Source organism: Bradyrhizobium sp. CCGB01 (assembly GCF_024199795.1).
Classification (GTDB): domain Bacteria; phylum Pseudomonadota; class Alphaproteobacteria; order Rhizobiales; family Xanthobacteraceae; genus Bradyrhizobium.
The window spans coordinates 35,298-54,833 of record NZ_JANADK010000001.1; the positions used below are offsets into that span (position 1 = coordinate 35,298).

The following is a 19,536-nucleotide window of genomic DNA, read 5'->3' on the forward strand; positions in this document are numbered from 1 at the left end:
CAGCGCCGCTGTTGGAAACGACGCCCCGTATCTTGCAGGAAAGCTGCCATGCCATTCGTTGAACGGGTTTTTTCGGGCGTCCAGCCGACGGGCAATCTGCACCTCGGCAATTACCTCGGCGCGATCGTCAACTTCGTGAAGATGCAGGAAACCCACAACTGCATCTATTGCGTCGTCGACATGCATGCGATCACGCAAGGCGTGGACGTCTGGGGCGGACCGGTCGAGCTGGCGCGCAACACCCGCGAGGTGACCGCGGCGTTCATCGCGAGCGGCATCGATCCGAAGAAGCACATCGTGTTCAACCAGAGCCAGGTTTCGGGCCATGCCGAGCTCGCCTGGATCTTCAACTGCGTCGCACGCATGGGCTGGCTCGGCCGCATGACCCAGTTCAAGGAGAAGGCCGGCAAGGACCGCGAGAACGCGTCGGTCGGGCTGTTCGACTATCCCGTGCTGATGGCCGCCGACATCCTGCTCTACCGCGCCACCCACGTTCCGGTCGGCGAGGACCAGAAGCAGCATCTCGAGCTCTCGCGCGACATCGCGCAGAAGTTCAACAATGATTTCGGCGACTCCATTCGTGCCCAGGGCGCCAATGACGGCCTGTTCTTCCCGCTGCCGGAACCACTGATCACGGGACCGGCGACGCGCGTGATGAGCCTGCGCGACGGCACCAAGAAGATGTCGAAGTCGGATGCCTCCGACAATTCGCGCATCAACCTGACCGACGACGCCGACACCATCGCGCAGAAGGTCCGCAAGGCGAAGACCGATCCGGAGCCGTTGCCGGGCGAGGAGAAGGGCCTGGAGGCGCGTCCCGAGGCCGACAATCTCGTCGGCATCTTCGCCGCGCTCTCCGGCCGCACCAAGGCCGACGTGCTACGCGAATTCGGCGGCGGCCAGTTCTCCAGCTTCAAGAATTCGCTGGTCGAGCTGTGCGTGACGAAACTCGCGCCGATCGCGGGCGAGATGAAGCGCCTCGTCGCCGACCCCGGCCATATCGACGCCGTCCTGAACGACGGCGCCGACCGGGCCCGCGCCATCGCCGAAGAGACCATGAACCTCTCGAAGGACATCGTCGGCTTCATCCGCCGGCGCTGATTACTGCGGTTGCGAAGCCCGGCCGACGCCGCAGCGTCGGCCGGGGCCCCTCTCCCAAACGATCGGGGAGTGTGGCAGCATGCCGACCGTGCACACGTCGGGACATGCATGACCAGCAAGCGACTTTGCTTCGAGCCGGGGCACAAGCCCAAATGCCTCGTCATCGTCGATGACACCGCCGAATGGGATCGCGCGGTCTATTACGCCAGCCGCTGGGCGATCCGCGCGGGCGGCGGCGTGGTCATGCTGCGCATCATCGAGAGCGAGGCACAGAGCCAGGAATGGCTTGGTGTCGCCGACATCATGCGCGCCGAAGCGCATGAGGCAGCGGAGGCCGCGCTCGACCGCGCCGCCGGCCGCGCCAACGGCATCGCCGCGATCACGCCGGAACGGGTGATCCGTGAAGGTGACGCGATGGAACAGCTGCTCGCCGTGATCGACGAGGACCCCGACATCGCCATGCTGGTGCTCGCCGCCAATCCCGGCGCGGAGGGTCCGGGGCCGCTGGTCTCGCTGCTCGCGCAGGCGCTGGGCACGTTCCCGGTGCCGGTGACGATCATCTCCGGCGCGCTGAGCGACGGAAGCGTGGATTCGCTGTCGTGACTCCTTTTTACCCTCCCCTGGAGGGGGAGGGTCGGCTCACATCTGAGCGCAGCGAAGATGAGAGACGGGGTGGGGTGACGGTCTCTCCTCATAGAACACTGCCCGTGTTGAGAGATCACCCCACCCCGCTCGCGCTGCGCGCGATCGACCCTCCCCCTCCAGGGGAGGGTAAGCGGCGCCCTAACCCGCTGATATAACAACGAAACAGCCACCCCGCCCCTTGATCGTGCGTTCGCCGTCGCCATCTGCTAGTGGATAGGGCACGCGCCGGCCTTGAACCGGCGACGTCTGGAGAAAACCATGTTCATTCAAACCGAAGCCACCCCCAATCCCGCCACGCTGAAGTTCATTCCCGGCCGCGTCGTGGTCGACGGCAGCCCGATGGAATTTTCGAGCCGTGAATCGGCCACGCGCTCGCCGCTGGCCGAAAAACTGTTCGACGTGCCCGGCGTCACCGGCGTGTTCTATGGATCGGATTTCATCACCGTGACCAAGGCGAACGGTGAATGGCAGCAGCTCAAGCCCGCGATCCTCGGCGCCATCATGGAGCACTACATGTCCGGCGCGCCGCTGCTCGCCGACGGTGTAGCCACCAGCGAAGTCGATCTCGACGACGAGGACGAGTTCTTCGACGAGTCGGATGCCGAGACCGTCGACATGATCAAGGATCTGATCGAGACCCGCGTGCGGCCGGCGGTCGCCAATGACGGCGGCGACATCACCTTCCGCGGCTTCAAGGACGGCGTCGTCTATCTCAACATGAAGGGCGCCTGCTCCGGCTGCCCGTCGTCGACCGCGACGCTCCAGCACGGCATCCAGAATTTGCTCAAGCATTTCGTGCCTGACGTGGTCGAAGTCCGGCCGATGTAAGAGGTACAGTAGGGTGGGTTAGACGAGCAGATGCGCGAAGCGCGTCTGCTTGACGTAACCCACCACTGCTCTATCCGCGTGGACATTAAAGAGGTGGATTACGCCAAGGGACTGCGCTTCGCGCAGCCCGGGGCTAATCCACCCTACGAGATCTACGCAGCCTGACCGATGCTGGCCGCCTCTTCCGCCGCCTTGCGCATGCTCGCCGACATCTCGTTCGTCACCGTGCTCTGCTCCTCGACCGCAGCGGCCGTTGACGAGACGTACTCGCTGACACCCTGGATCGCGCCCTTGATCTGCTCCAGCGCGGCGACGACATCGACCGAGATGCCGTTGAGATTGCTGATCTCCTGCTCGATCCGGTCGGCGGCCTGCTTGGCCTGATTGGCCAGATTCTTCACCTCCGATGCGACCACCGCAAAACCGCGACCGGCTTCGCCGGCGCGCGCGGATTCAATGGTGGCGTTCAGCGCCAGCAGATTGATCTGGCCGGTGATGTTGCCGATGAGCTGCACGATCATGCTCATCGACTCCGCCGCCTGGGTCAGCCGGTGCGCCTGCTGGTCCGCCACCTCGACACGATCGACGGCGGTCGCGGCGGTCTCGCGCGAGCGCGTCATGGCTTCGGCGATCTCGCGCACCGAAGCGTTGAGCTCCTCGGCGCCGGCGGCGACCGACTCCATCATGCTGCGCACCTTCTCGCTGCGCTTGCGCGCGATCACCTGCGCCGTGGTGTCGGAGGCGTATTTCACGACCTTGAACGGCTTGCCGTTGAGATCGCGGATCGGATTGTAGGAGGCCTGGATAAAGACTTGCCGGCTGCCCTTGCCGACGCGCTGATATTCGCCGGACTGGAATTCGCCGGCATTCAGCCTCGCCCAGAAGGCGCGATAGGCTTCGCCGTCGCGCTCGTCAGCGCCCACGAACATGCTGTGATGCTTGCCGACGATCTCGGACAGCGTGTAGCCGAGCGCGCCGAGGAAGTTCTCGTTGGCCGTCAGCACCTTTCCGTCCATGTCGAACTCGATCACGGCCTGCGACTTGCCGATGGCCTCGATCTGCCCGGCAAAGTTCGCGTTCGACAGCTTTTGCGCGCTGATGTCGGTGGCAAACTTCACCACCTTGAACGGCTTGCCGGTCTCGTCGAGGATCGGATTGTAGGACGCAAGGATCCAGACTTCCTTGCCGCCCTTGCCGATGCGCTTGTACTCGGCCGACTGGAATTCGCCGCGGGCCAGCTTTGCCCAGAACTCGCGATAGGCCGCGCTGTCGCGCTCACCAGGCGTAACGAACATTCGGTGATGCTGACCCTGGATCTCGTCGAGCCGGTAACCGACAGTCGCCAGGAAATTCTCGTTGGCGGTGATGATGGTGCCGTCGAGATTGAACTCGATCACGGCCTGGGCGCGGCCGATCGCGGAGATCTTGCCGGCATCCTCGAGGCTGCGGATCTTGCGCGCGGTGATGTCGGTGGCGAACTTGACGACCTTCACCGGCTTGCCGGCCTCGTCGATGATCGGATTGTAGGACGCCTGGATCCAGATCTCGCGGCCGCCCTTGCCGAGCCGCTTGTACTCGGCGGACTGATATTCGCCGCAGCCAAGGCGCGCCCAGAACTCGCGATAGGCCGCGCTGCCCCGCTCGTCCGGCGTCACGAACATGCTGTGGTGCTTGCCCTGGATCTCGTCGAGCCGGTAGCCCATCGCGGCCAGAAAGTTCTGGTTGGCGGTGAGAATGGTGCCGTCGAGATTGAATTCGATCACGGCCTGCGACTTCGAAAGTGCGCTGACCTGGGCCATAGCTTCGCGGGCCGAAGAACCGCTTCGCCAAAAAGACATAAAAGAAACCTTTCCAAAGGACCGGAAGATGCGCGGTTTGACCGCTCGAATGCTTCGTTCCGGTCGTCGCTAATGCGCCTTCCGCGCCCGAAAGGTGTCCGATGATTGCTAACCTTTCCTTAAAATGGAAATACTTCAAATACTTAGCTAGCTCACAGGTTGCAAATTGATGCATTTGTTTCAAAAAGAGGGCGCGAAGGCTTTTGCCAGTTCCCGTTCACGTAGAATTACGGGGCCAATGGTGCGCCTGTCGAGAAATCAAACTTGGACTGGTTCGATCGCGGCGGAACCGACTAAGCTGATTCGATGCTGATCCTCGCCATCGATACCGCGCTGGAGGCGTGCGCGGCCGCCGTTCTCGACACCGACGCCGGCCAGCTGCTTGCGCAAGAATCGCTTCTGATGAAACGCGGCCACGCCGAAGCGCTGATGCCGATGATTGCGCGCGTGATGCAATCGGCCGATCTGGCCTTCACCTCGCTCGACCGCATCGCCGTCACCGTCGGTCCCGGCAGCTTCACGGGCCTGAGGGTCGGCATTTCGGCGGCGCGCGGCCTTGCGCTTGCGGCAAAACGACCCGCCGCCGGGCTGACGACGTTATCGGCCTATGCCGCCACCGTCGTCGGTCAGAGCGGAACGGCGCCGGTGATCTCGGCGATCGACGCGCGGCACGATCACGTCTACTTCCAGATCGTGGCCGGCGACGGCAGCCAGCTGGTGCGGCCGAGCGTCGTTCCAATCGACGAGGCGATCGCGGCCTCGCGCTTCGGCGCACCGCATCTGGTCGGCAACGCCGCGAAGATCCTCGCCGATCGCTGGCCGAAGGATGGTCCACAACCCGTGGCGGTCGACGCGCAGCCCGCGCCGGACATCGGCTGGGTCGCGTGGCTTGGAGCTGCGGCCGATCCCGAGACAAATCCGGCGCGGCCGTTCTATCTGAAGGCGCCCGACGCCAAGCCGGCCGCTCTGCCGCCGCTCGCAGCGCAAGCTGCAAGCTCATGATGGGATGGTTTTCGGAATGGTGGCGCGGCGGCACGGCCGCCGTAGAGCCAGCATCCACGCGCGACGCGGCGCGGCTGGCGCAGCTGCACGGCCAATCCTTCGCCCGGGGCTGGGGCGAAGGCGAGTTCGAGGGCATGATCGGCGAGCGCAACACGCTCGTGCATCGATTGCGGCTCGGCCGCAAGACAATCGGCTTCGCGGTCTCCCGGATCGGCGCCGACGAAGCGGAAATCCTCTCCATCGCGGTCGACCGGGCGTACCGCGGCCGCGGCCTTTCCCGCACGCTGCTGATGACGCATCTCGGCCACCTCGCAGGGCGCGGCGTGCGCACAATATTTCTCGAAGTCGAGGAAAATAACCAGCCGGCGCGGCGGCTCTACGACCGGACCGGATTCATGGTGGTCGGGCGCCGCGAACGCTACTATAAGCAGCCCAACGGGGAACAATTGAACGCACTTCTGATGCGACGTGACTTGTCGTAACATTGATGGCAGAAAGCGCCCCCTCAGGCGGACACCCTATGACTGGACTTAAAGCTTCTTCCGCATCCAAGGCGACCGGTATCGAGGCGCGCTGCGCCGCGACCGGCATGCGCATGACCGAGCAGCGCCGCGTCATCGCTCGCGTGCTGGCGGAATCGGTCGATCATCCCGATGTCGAGGAACTGTACCGGCGCTGTGTCGCCGTCGACGACAAGATCTCGATCTCGACCGTGTATCGCACCGTCAAGCTGTTCGAGGATGCGGGCATCATCGAGCGCCATGATTTCCGCGAGGGCCGCGCGCGCTATGAGACGATGCGCGACAGCCATCACGACCACCTCATCAACCTGCGCGACGGCAAGGTGATCGAGTTCACCTCCGAGGAGATCGAGAAGCTCCAGGCGGAGATCGCGCGCAAGCTCGGCTACAAGCTGGTCGACCATCGGCTCGAGCTCTATTGCGTTCCGCTCGACGACGACAAGCCCACAAACTAAGTGCCCATCGACCTCATCATCTTCGATTGCGACGGCGTGCTCGTGGACAGCGAGGTGATCTCCTGTCGCGCGCATGCGGATGTGCTGACGCGACACGGCTATCCGATCACGTCGGAGCAGGTGCTGGTGCGCTTCCTCGGCGTCTCCGAGAAAGACGCGCGGCGGATGGTCGAACAGGAGATCGGCCGCAATCTTCCCGACGATCTGGAGCAGCAGGTCAATGCGGCTACGCTGCAATTCTACGCCAGCGACCTGCAGCCGATCACCCATGTCGCCGCGGCGATTGGCGCAATCGATTTGCCCAAATGCGTTGCATCGAGCGGCACACCGGAGAAGATCCTTCACGGCCTGACGTGTGCCGGGCTCTACGACCTGCTCGCTCCCAACATCTTTTCCGCAAGCCAGGTCGCACGCGGCAAGCCCGCGCCTGATCTGTTTCTGTTTGCCGCCGATCAGATGAAGGCCGCGCCGGAACGGTGCCTGGTGATCGAGGACAGCGTCCCCGGGGTAACAGGCGCGCATGCCGCCGGGATGGCCGTACTGGGCTTTCATGGCGGCAGCCACTGCCCACCAGGTCACGCCGAGAGACTGCGGGCCGCCGGTGCCGGATTGACGTTCGACGATATGCGGCAGCTGCCGGAGCTGCTCCGGCGCGTCGAGGCGGACGCCCTGGCGGGCTGATTCCACGCCCTTTTTGTCATTCCGGGTCACGCGCAGCGCGCGTGAACCCGGAATCTGGTGCCAAAATCCCTGGATTCCGCGCTTTGCGCAGGCACCGGCCCTGGAATGGGCCCAAACGGCTCCGATCGCTGGATTTTCGACCCTCCAGCCTATATTTGAGGGCCGTCCTCCACCTCAATTCCGGGTTCCATGACACCGCCGCGCAAGCTGCACATCAAATCATATGGCTGCCAGATGAACGTCTACGATGCCCAGCGCATGGTGGACACGCTGGCCCCGGAAGGATTCGTGGAGACGGCCAGCGCAGAGGACGCCGACCTCGTCATCCTCAACACCTGCCATATCCGGGAAAAAGCCTCCGAGAAGGTCTATTCCGAACTCGGGCGCTTGCGCGTCGCCAAGGACGAGGCCGCGCGCGGCGGCCGGGCGATGCAGATCGCGGTCGCGGGCTGCGTGGCGCAGGCCGAAGGCGAGGAGATCGTGCGCCGCGCGCCTGTCGTGGACGTCGTGGTCGGCCCGCAGAGCTATCATCATCTGCCCGAGCTGCTGAAGCGCGCCGGCAATGAAGGCCGCGCGATCGAGACCGAGTTTCCCGCGGCGGACAAGTTCGGCTTCCTGGCCCAGCCCAAGCCCGACGCCATCCGCGCGCGCGGAATTTCTGCTTTCGTCACGGTGCAGGAAGGCTGCGACAAGTTCTGCACCTTCTGCGTCGTGCCTTACACACGTGGTTCGGAGGTGTCGCGGCCGGTCGCCAAGATCGTCGACGATGTGAAGCGGCTCGCCGACAACGGCGTGCGCGAGCTCACGCTGATCGGGCAGAACGTCAACGCCTATCATGGCGAAGGACCTGACGGAAAAGCCTGGCCGCTCGGCAGGCTGCTCGAGCATCTGGCAAAAATTCCCGGCATCGCGCGGCTGCGCTATTCGACCAGCCACCCCCGCGACGTCGATGACAGTTTGATTGCAGCGCATCGCGACCTCGGCGAGCTGATGCCGTTCGTGCACCTGCCGGTGCAGTCGGGTTCGGACCGGATTCTCGCCGCCATGAACCGGAAACATACCGCCGATGATTATCTCGCTGTCATCGACCGTTTCCGGTCCGCGCGCCAAGACATTGCTTTTTCATCAGATTTTATCGTCGGCTTCCCCGGCGAGAGTGAGCAAGATTTTCTCGCGACCCTCGCGCTTGTCACGCAAATCGGCTACGCTGCAGCATATTCGTTCAAATACTCCGCCCGGCCGGGAACGCCGGCCGCGGATATGCAGGAGACGGTGTCCCCCGCCGAGATGGACCAGCGATTGGAGCGGCTCCAGGAACTGATCGACAGCCAGCAATCGGCCTTCAACAAGGCTGCGATTGGCTCAACGGTCGATGTGCTGTTCGAGCGTCCGGCCCGCAAGGAGGGCCAGATCGTCGGCCGCACTGCCTTCCTCCAGCCCGCGCATGTGATGGCCTCGCCCGACATCATCGGACAAATCCTGCCGGTGCGCATCGACAGTCTCGAGCGCTACAGCTTTCTCGGTGAGCTCGTGACGCCGCGCGGGCCCGCTTTATCTCAAATCGCCATTGGAGCCTGAACCCTTGCCAAAAAGCGCATCGGATTCGTCTTCGTTCGCTCCCAGCCGCAAATTTGACCGCGACATGCAAGTTCCGCCCGAGACCCAGGTCGTCATCGACTTCGACGACAACCGCGCCGCTTCCGCGCTGGTCGGCCCCTACGGCCAGCATCTCGCGCAGATCGAGCGGCGGCTCGGCGTCGTGGTCGACTCCAAGGGCAACCACATCACCATCGGCGGCACACGCGACGGCTGCGACGCCGCGCGCCGCGTGCTGGAGACGCTCTACGCGCAGGCCGTGAAGGGGCAGGATCTCGACCAGGGCGAAGTCGAAGGCGCGATCCGCGCCGTGATCGCGCAGGGCTCGCTGTTCGAATTCGACGCCAAGTCGGCCAAATCCACCTTCGACAGCATCAATTTGCGCAAGCGCCCGGTGCGCGCCCGCACCGCCGCGCAGGATTCCTACATCCGCGCGCTGAAGCGCCACGAGCTGGTGTTCGGCATCGGCCCCGCCGGCACCGGCAAGACCTGGCTCGCGGTCGCGCACGCCGCGCAGCTGTTCGAGCGCAAGGAAGTCGACAAGATCATCCTGTCGCGTCCGGCGGTCGAGGCCGGCGAGCGGCTCGGCTTTTTGCCCGGCGACCTCCGCGAGAAGGTCGATCCCTATCTGCGCCCGATCTACGACGCGCTCTACGACCTGATGGACGCGCGCATCGTCGAGCGCGCGCTCCAGACCGGCGAGATCGAGATCGCGCCGCTCGCCTTCATGCGCGGCCGCACGCTGACCAACGCCGCCATCATCCTGGACGAGGCGCAGAACACCACGTCGATGCAGATGAAGATGTTTTTGACCCGTCTCGGCGAAAACAGCCGCATGATCGTGACGGGCGATCCCTCCCAGATCGACCTGCCGAACGGCCAGACCTCGGGTCTGGCGGAGGCGACGCGTCTGCTGAGCGGCGTCGAGGGCATTGCACAAGTTCATTTCAAGGCCGAGGACGTGATCCGCCACGAACTCGTGGCAAGAATCGTCTCTGCCTATGAAGGGCAGCCGCAGCGGCCGGCCGCCGGTAAATCCTGACGAGACAACAGCCGGACCATATGGACGCGGACATGGCGTCCTTTCGTTCCGAACAAACAAGATGTCACATCCGAACCTTCCCATGACCGAGGTCCTCGTCGTCGCCGATTGCTGGCAGCGCGAGCCCGATTCCGAAGCGGTGATCCAGCGCGCGGTAGCGGCCGCCGCCGAGAGTGTCGATGAGGACGTCGCTGACGCCGAAGTGGCTGTGATGCTGACCGACGATGCCGGCATCCGCACGCTGAACAGCAACTGGCGCGGCATCGACAAGCCGACCAATGTGCTGTCGTTTCCGGCGCTCCAGCCGGAGGGCGAATGGAAACCCGGCGATGCACCGCGCATGCTCGGCGACATCGCGATCGCCTACGAGACCATGCGGCGCGAGGCGGACGAGGAACACAAGCCGTTCGATCACCATTTGAGTCATCTCGCGGTGCACGGCTTCCTGCATCTGGTCGGCTATGACCACGAGAACGACGACGACGCCGAGGAGATGGAAGCGCTGGAAACCGAGATCCTGGCTCATCTCGGCATCCCCGACCCCTATGCTGACCGCGCAGGGACGCACTGAGATGCCGGATTCCGAGCCAACCCACGACAATCCGCGCAACACGCCCAATCTGCCGGCCGTGGTGACGCCTGGCGAGGTGATGCGCCCGACCGCGGAAGGCTGGCTGCTGCGCGCCATTCGTACCCTGTTCGGCTGGAAGGCGGGATCGGTGCGCGACGACCTCCAGGTCGTGCTCGATGCCACGACACCCGACGACACTGGCTTCTCGACCGTCGAGCGCACCATGTTGCGCAACATCCTCGGCCTGCACGAGCGCCGCATCGCCGACGTCATGGTGCATCGCGCTGACATCATCGCGGTGAAGCGCGACATCCCGCTCGGCGAATTGATGGACCGCTTCGAAAGTGCCGGCCATTCGCGCCTTGTCGTGTACAACGAGACGCTGGACGATCCCGTCGGCATCGTTCACATCCGCGACCTGCTCGCTTTCATGACCGCGCGCGCACGCGTGTCGGAGGCCACCAAGACCAAGCGCAAGAAGCCGCTGCCGGCCGGCCTCGATCTGCGTACCGTCGATCTGGCGCTGCCGCTGCAGGATGCGCGCATCATCCGCAAGCTGCTCTACGTACCGCCGTCGATGCGGGCGATCGACCTGCTGGCGCAGATGCAGGCCACGCGCATCCATCTGGCGCTGGTGGTCGACGAATATGGCGGCAGCGACGGGCTGGTTTCGCTGGAGGACATCGTCGAGCAGATCGTCGGCGAGATCGACGACGAGCACGACAGCGACGAGCCGCCCTCGATCGTGCGCCTGCCCGACAACGCCTTCATCGCCGATGCCCGCGCCAGCCTCGACGACGTCCGCACGGTGATCGGCGAGGATTTCGTCACCGGCGAGGCCGGCGAGGAAGTCGAGACGCTCGGCGGCTATCTCGTCAGCCACGTCGGCCGCCTGCCGGTGCGCGGCGAGGTGATCTCGGGCCCCGGCAATTACGAGGTCGAGGTGCTCGATGCCGATCCGCGCCGCGTCAAGCGGCTGCGCATCTCGACGCGGAAAGAACGCCCCGCGCCACGCACCCAGCGCGAGAGCCGTCGCCGCGAGGCTACGCCGGAGAGCGGTCAGCCGCCGTCCGGCGACACGCCCACCCCGCCGCCAGGCGACGGGACCGGTCCGCAGTGACGCCCTTCCAGCGATTTCGACAGATCGCGCTTGCCATCATCCTCACCTGGGGATGGAAGCGCGCGCTCGTCGCGATGGGGTGCGGCGCGCTGTCGGTGCTGGCGCTGGCGCCGTTCAACGTCTTTCCGGTGCTGTTCATTACCTTCCCGGTGCTGGTCTGGCTGATCGACGGCGCGGGCGCCGGACGATATCGCGGCGTCCCCGCCGCAGCGCTGACCGGCTATTGGTTCGGGCTCGGCTATTTCGTCCCGGGACTTTACTGGATCGGCAAGGCCTTCTTCGTCGAAGCCGACGTGTTCGCGTGGCTGACGCCGTTCGCCGTGCTTGGCTTGCCGGCCTATCTCTCCATCTTCACCGCAATCGGCTTTGCGCTGGCCCGCCTGCTCTGGACCAAGGATGCCACGCGCATCCTCGCGCTCGCCGCGAGCCTCACCGTCGCCGAATGGCTGCGCGGTCACGCATTGACCGGCTTTCCCTGGAACGCGTTCGGCTATGCCCTGTCCGAGCCGTTGCCGCTGGCGCAGACGGCGTCGTTGATCGGCCTGTGGGGCATGACGTTCCTCAGCGTCGCGATCTTCGCGAGCCCCGCGGCACTGATCGACCGCACGCCTGATCGCCGCCCGGCGTGGCGCGCGCCGGCTGCTGCGATAGCGCTTCTGATCGTCATGGGCATCTTCGGCGCGATCCGCCTGTCGCTGCATCCGACCACGATGGTCGCGGGCACCAAGCTGCGCCTGATGCAGCCGGACCTCCAGCAGGACGCGAAATTCAACTACGCCGCCAAGGCGGAGGTGATGAAGAAATATCTGGCGCTGTCGGACCGCGCCTCCGGGCCGCAATCGACCGGCGTGCGCGATGCCACCATCCTGATCTGGCCGGAATCCGCGTTTCCGTTCTTCCTGACCCGCGAAGCCGACGCGATGGCGCAAATCGCCGAGCTTCTGCCGAAGGGCACGGTGCTGATCACGGGCTCGGTCCGCGCCCCCGATCTGCCGCGGGGCACGCCGATCACGCGCGCCTATAATTCGATCTACGTGATCGATCACGACGGCAGCGTGCTCTCGGTCTACGACAAGCTGCACCTCGTGCCGTTCGGCGAATTCCTGCCCTACCAGGACCTGATGGAGAAGCTCGGCTTCGAGCAACTGACGCGCGTGCGCGGCGGCTTTATTCCCGGCACCGTGCGGCATGCGCTGCCGGTGCCCGGCGCACCGCCTGCGCTGCCGCTGATCTGCTACGAAGCAATTTTTCCAGGCGAGGTCGCCGGCCGCAATGAGCGTCCGGGCTGGATCGTGAACCTCACCAATGACGGATGGTTCGGCATCTCGACCGGTCCCTATCAGCATCTCGAGCAGGCCCGGATGCGCGCGATCGAGCTCGGACTGCCGCTGGTCCGGTCCGCCAATACCGGCGTATCGGCGGTGATCGATCCGGTGGGACGAACCGTTGCCAGCCTCGGCCTCGGCGTGGAAGGCATATTGGATGCAAGCCTGCCCGCGGCACTCCCGCCGACCGTCTATGCGCGGGTGGGCGACGTGCCCGCAGCCATGCTTGTCGCGCTGGCTGTAATCTTGGCGGTCCGCCGACGCGTTGCCAAACGGGCACCCTGATCACGCCCTTGCCGCCGCAGTGACCGGAATCCTTTGACAACCGTAGTCCCACGGTTGACAGACTGCACGCGCCCTCCTCATTCTGCACCGGCTGCGAAAGACAGTGGGCGTTGCTAAATTTCTCCGCAATGTTTCCCAATAACAGGGTTTGATTTTGACGATGCTGACACCGGAGGCAATTCTTGTGATTGCGCCGAAGGTGATGTTTGGAGGCTGAGGAAATGTCGAAAGCGCCCAACCCTGTTGACAAATATGTCGGCAGCCGCGTGCGTATGCGCCGCATCATGTTGGGCATGAGTCAGGAGAAGCTGGGTGAAGCTTTGGGCCTGACTTTCCAGCAGATCCAGAAGTACGAGAAGGGGACGAATCGCGTAGGTGCGAGCCGCATTCAGCAGATCGCCGAGATTCTCCAGGTGCCGGTGTCGTTCCTGTTCGAGGGCGGGCCGAGCGGCGTGGCTGGTCCGGACGGCTTCGCCGAAGGCGCCTCGCCTTCCTATGTCTCGGACTTCCTCGCGACCTCAGAAGGTCTCGCTCTGACCAAGGCGTTCACCCGAATCACTGATTCGAAGATGCGCCGCTCGATCGTCGACCTCGTCGAGCAGATCGCCGCCCGCGAAGGTCCCGACAAACGGTGACGCGACGGCTCAATCCGATTTGAGACTGCGTCAAATCTGGCCTATGTCGTGATTTGCGGCCGCGTCTTGGTGCGCGCCCTCTTCGATGATGCGGTTCAAAGGCACAGATGCGTTCATGACCAAATCCAATTGGTTCGATTCCAGAACTATTCTCGATGGCATCCGCCGCTGGGTCGAGATCGAGACGCCGACGGACGCGCCCGAACAGGTCAACAAACTGATCTCTGTGGTCGCGGAGCAATATCGCGATCTGCCAGTGACGCTCGAGCGCGTCGCCGGCGTCGATGGCTGCGGCGATCATCTGATCGCACGCTCGACCTGGGGCCAGGACAAGCCGGGCATCCTGGTGCTGAGCCACCTCGATACCGTTCATCCCATGGGCTTCATCGAGCGTCTGCCGTTCAAGGTCGAAGGCGACAGCGCGTTCGGTCCCGGCATCTACGACATGAAGGGCGGCGCCTACATTGCCCATCACGCCTTTCGCGCGCTCTGCGCCGCCGGCGATCATTCGCCGCTCGGCATCACGCATTTGTTCACCTCCGACGAGGAGATCGGCAGCCCGACCTCGCGCGCACTGATCGAGACGGAAGGGCGCAAGGCCAGATACGTGCTGGTGACGGAGCCCGCGCGCGACGGCGGCAAGATCGTCACGGGGCGCAAGGGCGTCGGACGATTTCGTGTGTTCATCAAGGGCGTGCCTGCACATGCCGGCACGCGACCCCAGGACGGCCGCAGCGCCGTCCGCGAGCTCGCCAACGTCATCTTGGCACTGGAAGGCATGAACGACCTGCAGCGTGGCGTGACCGTGAATGTCGGCGTGGCGCGCGGCGGCACGCGTCCCAACGTTACGCCGGAGGAGGCATACGCCGAAGTCGATCTGCGCGTGCCGAGCTTTGCTGATGCAGAAGAATTCGTCGACAGGATCCTCGGACTGACATCGAAGACCGAAGGCGTCACCGTGAAGGTCACGGGCGAGCTCAATCGTCCGCCCTACGAGAAGAGCAATGCAGGCGCCTCGCTGTACGAGCATGCGAAGACGCTCGCCACGGAGATCGGCTTCGAGCTGGTCGACACCCACACCGGCGGCGGCTCGGACGGCAATTTCACCGCGGCGCACACCGCAACGCTCGACGGGCTCGGCGTCGACGGCAAGGGCGCGCACACCCATTATGAGCAGCTCTACGTTTCGTCGCTCGAACCGCGCGCGCGGCTGCTCCATCGCCTGTATCAGACGCTGCGATGAGCGAACGCAAATCAGATCCCGATCGCGACGACAGCGAACGCGCCTTCTTCGGGCGACGCAAGGGCCACAAGCTCAGGCAGCACCAGGCCGAGCTGGTCGATCATCTGCTGCCGCATCTTGCCCTCGACATCGACGGTGAAGCACCGGCGGACGCCCGCGAGATCTTCGACCCCGCGGCCGACGATGTGCGGCTCGAGATCGGTTTTGGCGGCGGCGAGCATCTTGCGGCCGAGGCGCAGACCTTCTCCACGACCGGCTTCATCGGCTGCGAGCCCTATGTCAACGGCATGGCGAAGATCCTCGCGCAGATCGAGGCCACCAACATCGACAACATCCGTCTGTTCGCAGGCGATGCCGCCGAGCTCCTGGCTTGGCTGCCGCAGGCTTCGCTGTCGCGAATCGACCTGATCCATCCCGATCCCTGGCCGAAGCGGCGACACTGGAAGCGGCGCTTCGTCCAGGACCGGACCATTGCCGCGATGGCGCGCGTGCTGAAAGCGGGCGGCGAATTCCGCTTCGTCTGCGACATCGACGATTACTGCGCCTGGACGCTGTCGCATCTTGCGCGCTCGTCTGATTTCGTCTGGCTTGCGGAGCGCGCCGACGATTTCCGGCAGCCATGGGTCGGTTACACCATGACGCGATACGGCAGGAAGGCCACGCGCGAAGGGCGCAAGACCGCGTATCTGCGGTTCAGACGCAAATGATCGTCGTTCCGGGGCGCGCGAAGCGCGAACCCGGAACCTCGTCATTCCGGATTCGCGCTTCGCGCGCTCCGGAATGACGACAGGGATGTTTTCAAATCGTCTGCCGGTTGCGCCAGAAATTCACGACGCGCTCGGCGGTCGTCGGCATCAGGCGCGTGAAATTCGTGCGCGCAGCCTCGATGTCGGCATCGGCCGGCGTGCGGTGCGGTCCGTACCAGAGCAGGATGAGCGCGCGCACCGTCGGCCAGCCGAGATTCAGCACGCGCCCCAGCACCAGAATTGGATCGTAGCGGTCGCCCGCGATCAGGCGATCGAGGATCGAGAGGCGGACGCCGGACATCGCCGAGAGCGAGGCGATCGATTCCTCGTATTTGTGCGCCTTGGCGAAGCCGAGCAGCGCGCTCTCGCCGAGATGACCCTCGCGATGCAGGGCGAGGACCGTGCGCTGCGCCCCCGAGAAATCGCGACGCGGGCCCGGCGGCAGCGCCGCCTCCTCGATCGCCGCCATGGCACGCTTGATCTCGACCTGGCGCGCAGGATTGACCACGCTGGAGAGACGGCGGCGGATGACGTCGAGCGTGCCGTCGAGAAGCTGTTTGAGGTGCTCGCCCGAAAGATCCTTGCGCTGACCGATCTTCAGCGTGAGCACACCGTCCTGCGACGCACGCTTGATCAGCTCGGAATAGCTGCCAGGCGAGAACACCGCGCCGACATTGCCCGCGGCGCGGCGCACCACGTCGCGATCGCCGCGCTCGACCAGCACGTCCGTGATGGCAGCCGACAGTGCGGGGCGCTCCGTCATCGCCAGCAGATGGCCCTGGCCCTTCAGCCGCGCGATCTCGACGAGAGCAGCGTCGTCGAGCACGGGCGAACGGCGCAGCACGGGGCCCGCCACCATGATCTCGTTTTCGCGCGCGAGCTGGTTCACCAGGTGCGGCGGCGCGTTGTTCAGGCGCGAGAAGCGTTCGGCGAGATCGACGCGCGAGGTGAGCTCGGCATGCGGGACCAGATCGATCAGAAGATTGTCGAAGAGATCGATGAGCTCGGGACGGAGTTTCTCGGCGTCCTGGAAGAACAGTTGGGCGATGGCGCGCGCGATCTCGCCGCGACGCCGCGGGTCGCCGCGTTTGACGATATCGTCCAGTCCGGGAATGAGCGACGTGGCAACGGTCATGAAAACGCAACTCGTACAGGGCACGCCGCGGGTGCGCCCTTGGTCCAAGCCGCCCCACAATCAGGGAATTTAGGCCTCGGAGATGAAGGAAGCGTTGCGCGGGGGGCCCACAGGCCGGGCGCAAAAAGCCTCGTCTGGCCAGCGATGGGCCTTGTCCGGGCGGGCGGAAAGGGCTATATCAGCGCCAATTCATCTTCTCATACGATCCGCGTAGTGAGAGTGGGCCCGAAAGGACCCGCTCTTTTTTATTACCTGAGCGCGGCTTGGCGGAAGATGCGGCCCGGCGCGCTGCCGGGAAAGCTCCGAAGCGGGCTTTGAAGTCTTAACCAAGCCTTAACCCAAGTCTAAACCTAAGCCTAAACCAACGAGCGCCTTGACCCCTGATATGATCGAACCGAACACTGGTTCCACGGATGCCGAGTTGCTGGCCGAGCCGAGGCTCGTGGTCGAGCCGGGCGTGGCGGCGCGTGTGTCCGCGGTCGCAGGTCCGGTGCTCGAGGGCATGGGCTATCGTCTGGTGCGGATCCGCATCTCGGGCGAGGCCGGCTGCACCGTGCAGATCATGGCCGAGCGGCCGGACGGATCGATGCAGCTCGAGGATTGCGAGGCAATCTCGCGGGCACTGTCGCCCGTGCTCGACGTCGCCGATCCCATCGATCGCGCCTATCGGCTGGAAATCTCCTCGCCGGGAATCGACCGTCCGCTGGTGCGCCGCTCCGATTTCGAGCGCTATTCCGGGCATCTGGTGAAGGTCGAGATGGCAGTCGCCCATGACGGGCGGAAGCGGTTCCGCGGCACGCTCGGTGCCGTCGAAGGCGACCGCGTGCATCTGCATCGCGACGACGTCAAGGCGGGCGCCGATGCCGACGTTCTCCTGACGATGGAGGATATCGGCGAAGCGCGGCTGGTGCTGACCGACGAGCTGATCGCGGAATCCATGCGCCGCGGCAAGGCCGAGGAGCGCCAGATGCGCCGCGATCTCGGCCTGGAGCCGCCGCAGGCGCCGCACGCCAAGATCAGCGAAAAGACCACCAAGAACACCAAGCCGAAAAAGAAGCCGGCCCCGACCAATACGAAGAAGCATCGCCTGGCCGCCGAACGCGCGCGACGGGGCGAGATCGAGCCTGACGAAGGAGATTAGCCATGGCAGTCAGCGCCAATCGACTTGAGTTGCTCCAGATTGCGGACGCCGTTGCACGCGAGAAATCGATCGACCGCGGTATCGTCATCGCGGCGATGGAGGACGCCATCGCCAAGGCCGCACGGGCACGTTACGGCAGCGAGACTGACGTTCATGCCGAGATCGACCCGAAGAAGGGCGAGCTGCGGCTGTCGCGCCACATGCTGGTGGTCGAGAAGGTCGAAAACCATTCCAACCAGATCTCGCTGGTGGACGCCCAGCGCGCCAATCCCGGCGCCCAGGTCGGCGACACCATCGCCGACACGCTGCCGCCGCTGGAATACGGCCGCATCGCCGCGCAGTCGGCCAAGCAGGTGATCGTGCAGAAGGTGCGCGAGGCCGAGCGCGACCGGCAATATCAGGAATTCAAGGACCGCATCGGCGACATCGTCAACGGCGTCGTCAAGCGCGTCGAATATGGCAGCGTGATCGTCGACCTCGGCCGCGGTGAGGCCATCATCCGCCGCGACGAGATGCTGCCGCGCGAAGTGTTCCGCAACGGCGACCGCGTCCGCGCCTATATCTTCGACGTCCGCCGCGAGACCCGCGGCCCGCAGATCTTCCTCTCCCGCACCCATCCGCAGTTCATGGCAAAGCTGTTCGCGCAGGAAGTGCCGGAGATCTATGACGGCATCGTCGAGATCAAGGCGGTGGCCCGCGATCCGGGTTCGCGCGCGAAAATCGGCGTGATTTCCCGCGATTCCTCGGTCGATCCGGTCGGCGCCTGCGTCGGTATGCGCGGCTCGCGCGTGCAGGCCGTGGTGAACGAACTGCAGGGCGAGAAGATCGACATCATCCCGTGGTCGCCCGACATCGCGACCTTCGTGGTCAACGCGCTGGCGCCGGCCGAAGTCTCCAAGGTCGTCATCGACGAAGACCGCGAGCGCATCGAGGTCGTGGTGCCCGACACCAACAACCAGCTCTCGCTGGCGATCGGCCGCCGCGGCCAGAACGTGCGTCTGGCCTCGCAGCTCACCGGCTGGGACATCGACATCCTGACCGAGCAGGAGGAATCGGAGCGCCGCCAGGCCGACTTCGAGAACTCCACCCGCGTCTTCATGGAATCGCTCAACGTCGACGAAGTGGTCGGCCAGTTGCTGGCGTCCGAGGGCTTCACCTCGGTCGAGGAACTCGCGATGGTGGATCTCAAGGAGCTCGCCGGCATCGAGGGTTTCGACGAGGAAACCGCGCAAGAACTCCAGAATCGCGCCCGTGAATATCTCGAGCAGCAGGAAGCCGAGATCGAGGCCCGTCGCAAGGAGCTCGGTGTCGAGGACGCCGTCAAGGACGTGCCCGGCGTCACCTCCAAGATGCTGGTGAAGTTCGGCGAGAACGACATCAAGACCGTCGACGACCTCGCCGGCTGCGCCACCGACGACCTGGTCGGCTGGACCGAGCGCAAGGAAGGCGGCGAGCAGACCAAATATCCGGGTGCGCTCGACGGTATCGACATCTCCCGTGACGATGCCGAAGCCATGATCATGCAGGCCCGCGTCAAGGCCGGCTGGATCACCGAAGCCGATCTCGCCAAGCCGGCCGAAGAGGCCGAGGCGACCGAAGATCAGCCGGCTTAAGGGCGAAGGAGAA

Annotated in this window: 19 protein-coding genes; 17 read left to right on the forward strand and 2 right to left on the reverse strand. The window is 64.8% G+C overall.

Annotation, left to right across the window (positions count from 1 at the left end; genetic code table 11):
* Positions 1-48 precede the first annotated feature (48 nt).
* The 3 genes from trpS to NLM25_RS00150 all read left to right on the forward strand — a co-directional run bounded on the left by trpS (position 49) and on the right by NLM25_RS00150 (position 2,574).
* Positions 49-1,101 carry a tryptophan--tRNA ligase gene (gene trpS, locus NLM25_RS00140; RefSeq protein WP_254135601.1) on the forward strand — a complete coding sequence of 351 codons (1,053 nt, stop codon included), beginning with the start codon at positions 49-51 and terminating at the stop codon, positions 1,099-1,101.
* A 108-nt stretch (positions 1,102-1,209) separates the two neighbouring features.
* Positions 1,210-1,704 carry a universal stress protein gene (locus tag NLM25_RS00145; RefSeq protein ID WP_254135602.1) on the forward strand — a complete coding sequence of 165 codons (495 nt, stop codon included), beginning with the start codon at positions 1,210-1,212 and terminating at the stop codon, positions 1,702-1,704.
* A 300-nt stretch (positions 1,705-2,004) separates the two neighbouring features.
* Positions 2,005-2,574 (forward strand): NifU family protein, encoded by a 570-nt coding sequence (locus tag NLM25_RS00150; protein WP_254135603.1) that lies wholly within the window; start codon positions 2,005-2,007, stop codon positions 2,572-2,574.
* 152 nt (positions 2,575-2,726) lie between these two features.
* Here NLM25_RS00150 and NLM25_RS00155 read toward each other — a convergent pair whose 3' ends face one another.
* Positions 2,727-4,373 (reverse strand): PAS domain-containing methyl-accepting chemotaxis protein, encoded by a 1,647-nt coding sequence (locus NLM25_RS00155; protein ID WP_254135604.1) that lies wholly within the window; start codon positions 4,371-4,373, stop codon positions 2,727-2,729.
* A 345-nt stretch (positions 4,374-4,718) separates the two neighbouring features.
* Here NLM25_RS00155 and tsaB point away from each other — a divergent pair, with 345 nt between their 5' ends.
* The 12 genes from tsaB (at position 4,719) to trmB (ending at position 15,595) form a co-directional block, all read left to right on the forward strand.
* Positions 4,719-5,414, forward strand: a complete 696-nt coding sequence (gene tsaB, locus NLM25_RS00160) for a tRNA (adenosine(37)-N6)-threonylcarbamoyltransferase complex dimerization subunit type 1 TsaB (RefSeq protein ID WP_254135605.1) — start codon at positions 4,719-4,721, stop codon at positions 5,412-5,414.
* A complete protein-coding gene (gene rimI / locus NLM25_RS00165) occupies positions 5,411-5,896 on the forward strand; it encodes a ribosomal protein S18-alanine N-acetyltransferase (protein WP_254135606.1) in 486 nt (161 codons plus the stop codon). The genes tsaB and rimI overlap by 4 nt, the downstream gene beginning before the upstream one ends.
* A 38-nt stretch (positions 5,897-5,934) precedes the next feature.
* Entirely contained in the window at positions 5,935-6,390 is a 456-nt protein-coding gene (locus NLM25_RS00170) for a Fur family transcriptional regulator (RefSeq protein ID WP_254114648.1), read from the forward strand.
* On the forward strand, positions 6,391-7,071 hold the full coding sequence (locus NLM25_RS00175; protein WP_254114649.1) for an HAD family hydrolase: 681 nt from the start codon (positions 6,391-6,393) through the stop codon (positions 7,069-7,071). It begins immediately after the preceding gene.
* 189 nt (positions 7,072-7,260) lie between these two features.
* The gene (gene miaB / locus NLM25_RS00180) at positions 7,261-8,649 is read left to right on the forward strand and encodes a tRNA (N6-isopentenyl adenosine(37)-C2)-methylthiotransferase MiaB (protein ID WP_254135607.1); all 1,389 of its coding nucleotides are present in this window, start codon (positions 7,261-7,263) and stop codon (positions 8,647-8,649) included.
* Positions 8,650-8,713: 64 nt separating this feature from the next.
* Positions 8,714-9,709, forward strand: coding sequence for a PhoH family protein (locus NLM25_RS00185; protein WP_254114651.1), 996 nt, complete (start codon positions 8,714-8,716; stop codon positions 9,707-9,709).
* A gap of 82 nt (positions 9,710-9,791) precedes the next feature.
* The gene (ybeY, locus tag NLM25_RS00190) at positions 9,792-10,280 is read left to right on the forward strand and encodes an rRNA maturation RNase YbeY (RefSeq protein WP_254114652.1); all 489 of its coding nucleotides are present in this window, start codon (positions 9,792-9,794) and stop codon (positions 10,278-10,280) included.
* 1 nt (position 10,281) lies between these two features.
* Positions 10,282-11,400 (forward strand): hemolysin family protein, encoded by a 1,119-nt coding sequence (locus NLM25_RS00195; protein ID WP_254135608.1) that lies wholly within the window; start codon positions 10,282-10,284, stop codon positions 11,398-11,400.
* Positions 11,397-13,010, forward strand: a complete 1,614-nt coding sequence (lnt, locus tag NLM25_RS00200) for an apolipoprotein N-acyltransferase (protein ID WP_254135609.1) — start codon at positions 11,397-11,399, stop codon at positions 13,008-13,010. Before NLM25_RS00195 ends, lnt begins: the two co-directional genes overlap by 4 nt.
* Before the next feature lie 221 nt (positions 13,011-13,231).
* Entirely contained in the window at positions 13,232-13,645 is a 414-nt protein-coding gene (locus NLM25_RS00205; RefSeq protein WP_008131807.1) for a helix-turn-helix domain-containing protein, read from the forward strand.
* A gap of 85 nt (positions 13,646-13,730) precedes the next feature.
* On the forward strand, positions 13,731-14,888 hold the full coding sequence (locus tag NLM25_RS00210; protein WP_254135610.1) for a M20 family metallopeptidase: 1,158 nt from the start codon (positions 13,731-13,733) through the stop codon (positions 14,886-14,888).
* Positions 14,885-15,595 (forward strand): tRNA (guanosine(46)-N7)-methyltransferase TrmB, encoded by a 711-nt coding sequence (gene trmB, locus NLM25_RS00215; protein ID WP_254135611.1) that lies wholly within the window; start codon positions 14,885-14,887, stop codon positions 15,593-15,595. Before NLM25_RS00210 ends, trmB begins: the two co-directional genes overlap by 4 nt.
* A 91-nt stretch (positions 15,596-15,686) precedes the next feature.
* On the opposite strand, the gene NLM25_RS00220 is transcribed toward trmB, so the two are convergent.
* A complete protein-coding gene (locus tag NLM25_RS00220) occupies positions 15,687-16,769 on the reverse strand; it encodes a DUF2336 domain-containing protein (protein ID WP_254114657.1) in 1,083 nt (360 codons plus the stop codon).
* A gap of 385 nt (positions 16,770-17,154) precedes the next feature.
* Between NLM25_RS00220 and rimP the strand changes: the two genes are divergently transcribed.
* A complete protein-coding gene (gene rimP, locus NLM25_RS00225) occupies positions 17,155-17,910 on the forward strand; it encodes a ribosome maturation factor RimP (RefSeq protein WP_254135612.1) in 756 nt (251 codons plus the stop codon).
* Between the two features lie 2 nt (positions 17,911-17,912).
* A complete protein-coding gene (gene nusA / locus NLM25_RS00230; protein ID WP_212485061.1) occupies positions 17,913-19,523 on the forward strand; it encodes a transcription termination factor NusA in 1,611 nt (536 codons plus the stop codon).
* Positions 19,524-19,536: the final 13 nt, after the last annotated feature.